Consider the following 7,843-nt stretch of genomic DNA (forward strand, 5'->3'; position numbering starts at 1 on the left):
CATTGCGTGCACAAGCCAAGGAAAAGAAGGCCTGGGCCAATATCCCAGCCAAAAGCAATCGCAAGGACAGCTTTTCCTTCAGCCGATGGGTCTATCGGCAAAGAAATCTCGTCGAACGCGGCCTGGGCCAATATCCCAGCCAAAAGCAATCGCAAGGACAGCTTTTCCTTCAGCCGATGGGTCTATCGGCAAAGAAATCTCGTCGAACGCTTCTTCAATAAGCTCAAACAATATCGAGCTATGGCAACACGTTACGACAAGAACCCAGCCAATTTCCTTGCCGCCGCCAAAATCATTGCTACCCGCATCTGGATCAACGCGTTATGAGTCTACGGCCTAGGAGGCCGACGTCGTTGCAGCGGCCGAGCAGCCGTTCGAGAAGAGTGCGTGCCTCGTCCAGCCGGTCGATCAGCACATAATTGCCGACCAGCCAGAAACTGCATGCGAGGAAAACGCCTTGTCCAGGTGGCAGGGCTTCGGAACCGCGACCGTGCTCGTAGCGCAGCAGGAGGCCGTCGCTCATGAGCCGCTTTTCTATCGCTTGGACCGTGCCGATCACCCGCGGATCATCGGGAGGAAGAAAGCCGACAAGCGGGAGCAGCAGGAGACTCGCGTCAACGACCGACGAGCCGTAGGATTGAACGAAAGACGCAAGGTCTTGGTTATACCCTTGCTCGCAAACCTGAAGATGGATTTCATCGCGGATTCGCGTCCATTCGTCGACGGGGCCGTCTTCGCCAAACTCATCGAGGTCCCGTCGCAAAGTTTCTCCGTTAACGCCGCTTTGATGATTTGCCGGTGAAAAGGCGCGCCGATTTGTTGGAGCGTCGGATCATTCATGATTCTCAATGCCATTGCCGAAAAGCTGAAACGCCAGTCGAAGGACGATTTCAAGGGACGGCAGTTTGAAGCGTGGCTGATCATTCAGGCGGTTTCCTGGTATTTGCGCTATCCGCTGAGCTACCGCGATCTGGAAGAAATGTTCAGGGAACGCGGCTTCGAGGTGGATCATAGCAGTATCAATCGTTGGGTTTTGACCTATGCCCCGACGATCGAGAAGCGCTTGCGCCAGTTCCGGAAGCCGCATTGTGGTTCGATCCGCGTCGATGAAACATACGTGAAAATTCGGGGTCAATGGCGATATCTGTACCGGGCTATCGACAAGCACGGCAACCCGGTGGATTTCTTGCTCACCGCGAGGCGCGACCTCGACGCCGCCAAGCGCTCCTTTCGCAAGATGCTGAAGGATGAGCCACTGCTGTCACCCGACAAAATCGGCACCGACGGCGCCAATACCTTTCCTTCGACCATCAAAACGTCCGTCGAAGAGGGACTGCTCCACCCAGAGCCTGTGCATTATGTCACCAAGCATCTCCAGTAAGGCATCGAAAGCGACCATTTCCGGGTCAAGAAGAACATGCCCAAGATCGGAGGGTTCCGGTCATTCAACACCGCCCGAAGAACAATCGCGGGTTTCGAAGCCATGCTGTGGTTGCGGAAGGGATTTTGTTTTTCTGGCGGCTGGACCGTCAACGATCAGAATGATCTACTTGCGCGCCTATTCGGACTTCAAAAAGTTAACAAAGCATGAAAATGACGCCCTTCGTGGGATAATTGCGGCCCCCGAAAATCTTTGCGACGCGCCCGCTATAACCACGGCAAGTCCCGATCGATAACCACCGGCACGCGGAACACTTATACGCAATCGCGGCGACCATGATCGTCGCGGCGCTTGCTATTTGAGATTGGAAATCGGGTGCATGCAAGATCTGCATCGAGAGCGAAGCCATTTGACTCGTGACCTGACCTTTCGGGAGCTCTCCGCTATCAAAAGGTCAGTGTGCATGGAAGGGTTGATGCTGAAAGCGTTGTGCCGATATCGGCACGGGCGGCTCTTCGATCGCTGCCAGACCCGCATCCTGGCCTTCGATGATCAGCCGCAGCGCTTCGACCTCGTGGGTGATATGGTCCTTGAAGGTCTCGGCGACTTTGGAGAGGAATTCCCTGTCCTTCGGTTTCGGCTTGGCGATGCGAATTTCGACCGTCGTGCGGCCATCGGCGTGTTCGGAGAAAGTGTAGGTCATAGGTATCTTCGGCGCCCCCGGCGCCGGCAGCAGGGTGGTCAGCGTCAGATAGTCGAAGGGACGCCAGTCCAGCACCTCCTCAATGATCGCCGCCTTGCCGTGCATGCAGTGATTGACGGTACCAGCACCGCGACGTCCGTTGCGGGCAGTCTCGCGGACTTCATCCGCGGCGCGCCATTTTGGCCGCTGGCCAGGCGAGGTGAAGTATTCCCAGACCACCGGACGCGCCGCTCCGATCTCGAATTCCAGCACCATCGCCGAATTGTCGCGGGTCACTTCGTGACGCTGGCGATCGGTTTCCGCTTGCCATGCTGCTTCAAGATCGCGCAGCCAGCAGGTCACGTCGCCGATGATGTCGATCGATTCCTGGTGCTCCATGAGGCCTTGCGCGACCGGATCGATGCCCATGGCCTGGATTGCGGCATCGGAAAACAGCGCGTAGGCGTGGCCGTTCAGCCGTTCGTTCACGTCATTCTTCAGCAGGCGATGGATGAGGATGACGTCGCGGCCGGCGAGTTCCTCGCGGCCGCCCATCTTTTGCCGGACGAACGCTCCGTGATGGCAGACGAACTTGAAATCGAGGTCCTGCATCCGGCTGCAAGCGTTGCATTCGCAGGATGTCGATTGCTTGATGTCGCGGAGCCGCCTGCGGAAGGCGAAATAGGAGCCTTCGATAGCGTCCTGAACGAGGTGCCCATCAAAGCTGTCGCCAACCGCATAGACAAACGCGGCGTCACCCTCGAATTTGGCAAGCCTGAAGGGCGGGCGCAGGCACTTCAACACCGTGTCCATGAGATCGGCGATGATGTCCTGTGCATGATCGAGCTCGACGCCGGCGAGAAAGCCGGTATAGCCGGTTATGTCGGCGATCAGGAAACAGGCGTTTTCGGCTTGCGGAAGCATTGCATTGATCCTCCCTGCTAGCCGACACTCTCATATCTCAGCCGAGACGAACAGCGAATTATGGAACTGGCGATCGTCTTGGACGCGATCCCGCGGCAGCTGAATGGCTCTCCCGCTTGAGGTATTCCCGTTTGCAGGGCAGATCGGACAAACCGAACACAATTGGGGCCGGACGCGCGCGAGTCGCAAAGACGACGCGTTGTGATAAGCTCCCACAGCTGCACCTCTGTTGGGAGACTGAGCATGGCTCCTCCAAGAATGCGCAGAGCCGACTTCATGATGGTTCTGGCCTACGCTTCGGATCTCGCGACTGGCCACTCACGCAATTTCGCGCTCAGATCCTGCGTTCTCGGAATGCGGCTTGCGGAGCTGGCAGGCTTCGATGAACAGGGCCGGCGCAACGTCTATCATCAGGCGCTGCTGCGCTATGTCGGATGCAATGCAGACTCGTATCTGATGGCTGCAGCGCTTGGCGACGAGATTGCGCTGAGAAAGGAACTCGCCGGTCTCGACATGGGCGACAAGGCGAAAGTCGGACAGGTATTTGTCAACGCCTTCAAGCGCCTTTTCGCCGAACTTGCACGAGATGAACAACAACGCGCAATTCAGGAAAGTCTCAGCGGTGCGCTCAAGGTTACGCTGCCGATCCTGACGGCACATTGCGAGATTGCGCAAAGGATCGGGGAGCGCCTCGGGTTGACGGAAGATATTCGGCGCAATCTCGGGCAGATCTATGAACGATGGGACGGTCGCGGCATGCCCCGCGGGCTTTCCGGTGACGAGGTTCTGCCCGCAGTCCGGGTCATCACACTGGCCCAGGACGCTATCGCGCTGGCAGAAGCCCTTGGCGTGGATGAGATGGCCCGGATCGTCGCTTCCCGGTCCGACGGTCCCTATGAGTCCCGGTTAGCCATGCTCATGTCCGAAAACGCGCAGACTCTGATGGAAGGGATCGACGAATACGTCACACGCGAGATGATTCTTGGGCTGGAGCCGGAGCCAGTCGAATACTTTGACGAGAAGGCGTGTGATGCTGCGTATTTGGCGATCGCCGACATGGTCGACATGCGGATGCCATTCACCCATGGACACTCCCGGGCGGTGGCCGATCTCGCCGAGGCGGCGGCCAGACATATGGGGCTTCCGGAATCAGATGTGCGGAACGCGCGGTGGGCCGGACTGGTTCATGATATCGGCGAACTCTGCGTGCCGGTGGCGTCCTGGATCAGGAAGGGGCCGATGTCACCCGTGGAAGCCGATACGGCGAAACTGCATCCCTATTACGGCGAACGTGCGCTTTCGGCGCTCGGAAAGGCCGGTGTGGGCGCGGCGGCACTGGTCTCGCGCCACCATGAATGTCTTGATCGATCGGGTTTCTACCGCCAGGTCGATGGCTCCGATCTCTCGCCCGCGGCGCGCGTTCTCGCCGCGGCAGAAGTCTATGCAACTTCGCGCGAGGAACGGCCGCAGCGTCCGGCGCTGGACGGCGAGGCTGCGGCCTCGATGGTGCGCACCTGGATACGCGAGGGACGACTTTGCCAGGATGGAGCCGAGGCAGTGCTTACCGTCGCCGGGCAGCCATCGCGCAGAAATATCACCCCGCGCCTTGCGGGCATGACCCCGCGCGAAATCGAAGTGCTGCGCCTGATCGCGCGGGGAGGCACGCTGAAGGACGCCGCGGAGACGCTCGGCATCTCGCCAAAGACCGCCGACAACCACATCCAGAACATCTACTCCAAGATCGGCGTCACGACCCGCGCCGGAGCGGCACTGTTCGCCGTCGAAAATGGTCTCCTGATGCGCTGAACCGCATATAGGGAGTTCACCCCATGCACGATGCCGCCTCGGCGGGCATCCTTCTCATCGTCGCTGGGCCATCGGGGCCGGGGCATGGAGGAGGAAGACAATGTTACTTGCAATTGCTCAGGCTGAAGACGTCGACCGCCTCAGCAAGATTTTCTCTACAAAAGTGCGGCCAATTTTCCGCGAGGAAGGCCACAAGGGCAAGCTGCAGCCGGCGCCACCAATCGGCCAGTTCGAAGCCTGATTGCCTTTCACCGTCACCCAGCGCCGGTCGTGCCGGCACCTGCGGGCAAGCCGCGTATCGGTACGCTGATCCGCCGCTCGCCACGCACCTGAACACAGTCACAAGGAGATGAAGACATGGAACAGACACCGATCAAAGTGGGCGTGATTGCCGAACTCACCGGCCCGCTATCCTTTATGGGGATCGCCGACGCGAATGTTTGCCGAATGGTCATCGAGGACATCAACGAGGCCGGCGGCCTTCTCGGCCGGCCAGTCGAGCTGATAATCGAAGACGGCAGGACGGAAGATGCAGCCGCGAAGGCCGCAGCGGCCAAACTCGTCAACGATGACAAGGTCGACCTGGTGATTGGCGGCATCTTCAGTTCCACCCGCCAAGCCATCCGGAGCGAGGCGACGGAGCGGGGCAAGAAACTCTATATCTATCCCGAACAATATGAGGGGCAGGAAGACGACCCGCTGATCTTCTGCACCGGCCCGGTTCCGGCCCAGCAGGTCGAGCCTCTGATCCCATGGCTGATTAAGAAGACGGGTGCGAAGAAGTTCTACCTGCCTTCGGCCGACTATATCTGGCCGCATTTACTCAACAAGGCGGCCAAGAAAATGGTGGCGCAGAGCGGCGGCGAGATCGTTGGCGAGGAATATTTCCCCCTCGATCACACCGACTACCGCGAGACCGTCAAGAAGATCATGTCGACTAAAACCGAGGTGGTCTTCAACACGATCGTGCCACCCGGCCTTTCGCCGTTCCTCGCGGAACTCCACGACGCGGGCTTCATCGCCAAGGGCGGAAAGATCGTCTGCACCTACTTCGACGAGAATTTCCTGAACCTGGTGCCGGCCGCGCATGTCGAGGGTCTCTACAGCTGTCTCGATTACTATCAGGGTATCGACGATCCCTTCAGCCGGGAACTGCTCAAGGACTACAATCGCCGTTTCCCAGGCAGCGCCATGTTCACCGCCGGAAGTGGCTGTGCGGGTCACTACAAGGCACTCAAGCTCTGGGAGGCGGCCGTAAGAGAGGCCGGAACGCTCGATCAGCGCGCGGTCATTCAAGCGCTCGATCATGCGTCTATCCACCAGGCCCCGGGTGGTCCGGCAGAAATGGTCGCCGGCCAACATCATCTGCGCATGAACATGTACATCGCACAGGCACGGAACGGGAAGTTCGAGGTCGTGAAAGACCTCGGCGTCGTCGATCCGCGGGAGATGTCCTCCGCAATTGCGAGGACCGAACTGAGTGTCGTGAACTGATTATCCGCGCGGCCGGCACCGCGCCGGAGCGAGTATCATTCGCTCCGGCGCCGAACTGGGCGAACGCGAACTGCGCTAAGTTGCCTATCACATGACTGCTGATCGGCCACTACGGACAAAGATGTCGTGCGCGAGACGATTCTACCTGCGGATCAAGAGGACGATTATTATGGGGAGGAACAGTTGGAAGATGCGGCGTGACGCCGCCCACCGTCCCGCTGCATGGCCCAAATCTTCTACCATCCGCAAAGCGCTCTCATTTAGGTCATGGATGGTTTAGTCGCGTATAGCCGAAAGCGGACGTTGATCAAGCGCTGCTAATGACGGCGTCGCGCCAGAACCGGTCATCCGCGGCTGCCTCTTCGTAGCGGAGTTGCCCTCGAGCAAACCGCTAGCGGCCGCAGCAACTTCTCCTCATCCGTATGCCGACCGGCTTGATAGGGAGACCACCAGTCCCAAACGTTGTGAAAATGGCACGGTACTCCATCATGCAACTGTCATCGACACTGCATAAATCGGCACCGGCGCCGAAAAGCCCTTGCGCTGCCGAACTCCAAGGGATTCAAGCGCGAATGCACCGGCAGTGCCGGTGGCGGCGTTGTCACGTTGTTTCACTGAGGCCGCGCGAAGCGCTTTCAGTTGACTCAGGCTGCTGCGCCGGTCGCGGCCTTCCACTGCGCCATAGCGCGGATCCGATGAATGTGGGTGGCGGGGCCGAATGCTTCTGGTGCGACGGGACAAAATGATTTCTGACTGCTGAAAACACCGAGATAAATCGTTGCAAGCCGCCGACGGATCTGAAGCCCTGCATCACTCGTTCTCGTTTTCGCAGCGGCAGATGGGAATTTTCCGCACTGTTGTTGAGACCCTTGTGTGATCTATGTTCAATGGCCGGCATCACATCCCGCTTTGCCGCCCCGTATGAACGCAGTTTATCGGTGATAATCCTCTTTGGCGCGAGGCCTTGCTTCTTCAACAGTCTGATCAACAATCGCTTCGCAGCCTTGGTGTCGCGACGGACCTGCACGATCTCGTCGAGAACATATCCGTCCTGGTCGACGGCTCGCCAAAGCCAGCGCTTTCGACCGCCGATCGTCACGAACACCTCGTCCAGATGCCAGATATCCTTTCGCGACGGCGTCTTTCTGCGCAGTCGCTTTGCGTAGGCCGCACCGAATTTGCGGCCCCAGCGCCGGATCGTTTCGTAGGTCACGACAATGCCGCGCTCCAGCAGCATTTCTTCCACCAGCCGCAGGCTTAACGGAAACCGGAAAAACAGCCAGACCGCATGGGCGATGATCTGCGGTGGGAAACGGTGGTTCTTGTAGCTGATGGTCGGCGCGCTCATCACGTCCGATTATCCGTCAACCGTTAAGCCATGGACACCCAGGGCAATCTGGTGAGTTAACGGCAGACAATGTCTGAAATCTGTGAATCTGTGTGAATCCTCTGATTCGTCGAGGAGGTTTGCCATGGATTTGCAGGCGTCTATTTCGGAAGGGATTGTTTTTCTTTCGTATTTCTCAGAGCTTCCGGACAAGCGGCAAGCCCTGAAG

At 58.7% G+C, this 7,843-nt stretch carries 5 protein-coding genes and 3 pseudogenes; 5 read left to right on the forward strand and 3 right to left on the reverse strand.

Annotation, left to right across the window (positions count from 1 at the left end):
- Positions 1 to 327, forward strand: a pseudogene (locus tag AC1D06_RS40775) (hypothetical protein); the annotation flags it as partial.
- On the opposite strand, the gene AC1D06_RS40780 reads toward AC1D06_RS40775, so the two are convergent.
- A complete protein-coding gene (locus tag AC1D06_RS40780; protein WP_477884547.1) occupies positions 314 to 763 on the reverse strand; it encodes a glycoside hydrolase family 15 protein in 450 nt (149 codons plus the stop codon). The pseudogene AC1D06_RS40775 and the gene AC1D06_RS40780 sit on opposite strands and share 14 nt — an antisense overlap.
- 75 nt (positions 764 to 838) lie before the next feature.
- Between AC1D06_RS40780 and AC1D06_RS40785 the strand changes: the two are divergent.
- Positions 839 to 1,591, forward strand: a pseudogene (locus tag AC1D06_RS40785) (IS6 family transposase).
- Positions 1,592 to 1,835: 244 nt separating this feature from the next.
- On the opposite strand, the gene AC1D06_RS40790 reads toward AC1D06_RS40785, so the two are convergent.
- Complete coding sequence (locus tag AC1D06_RS40790; protein ID WP_477991148.1) at positions 1,836 to 2,987, reverse strand: DUF2652 domain-containing protein; 1,152 nt, start codon at positions 2,985 to 2,987, stop codon at positions 1,836 to 1,838.
- Between the two features lie 162 nt (positions 2,988 to 3,149).
- On the opposite strand from AC1D06_RS40790, the gene AC1D06_RS40795 reads away from it, so the two are divergent.
- The 3 genes from AC1D06_RS40795 (at position 3,150) to AC1D06_RS40805 (ending at position 6,287) form a co-directional block, all read left to right on the forward strand.
- Positions 3,150 to 4,793, forward strand: coding sequence for an HD domain-containing phosphohydrolase (locus AC1D06_RS40795; RefSeq protein ID WP_477991149.1), 1,644 nt, complete (start codon positions 3,150 to 3,152; stop codon positions 4,791 to 4,793).
- A gap of 100 nt (positions 4,794 to 4,893) precedes the next feature.
- Entirely contained in the window at positions 4,894 to 5,034 is a 141-nt protein-coding gene (locus AC1D06_RS40800) for a hypothetical protein (RefSeq protein ID WP_477991150.1), read from the forward strand.
- A 116-nt stretch (positions 5,035 to 5,150) separates the two neighbouring features.
- Positions 5,151 to 6,287, forward strand: a complete 1,137-nt coding sequence (locus tag AC1D06_RS40805) for a substrate-binding protein (protein WP_477991151.1) — start codon at positions 5,151 to 5,153, stop codon at positions 6,285 to 6,287.
- A gap of 644 nt (positions 6,288 to 6,931) precedes the next feature.
- On the opposite strand, the pseudogene AC1D06_RS40810 reads toward AC1D06_RS40805, so the two are convergent.
- Positions 6,932 to 7,648 (reverse strand): annotated as a pseudogene (locus tag AC1D06_RS40810) (IS6 family transposase).
- Between the last annotated feature and the right edge of the window lie 195 nt (positions 7,649 to 7,843).

The organism is Rhizobium sp. P2_G2 (genome assembly GCF_056403555.1).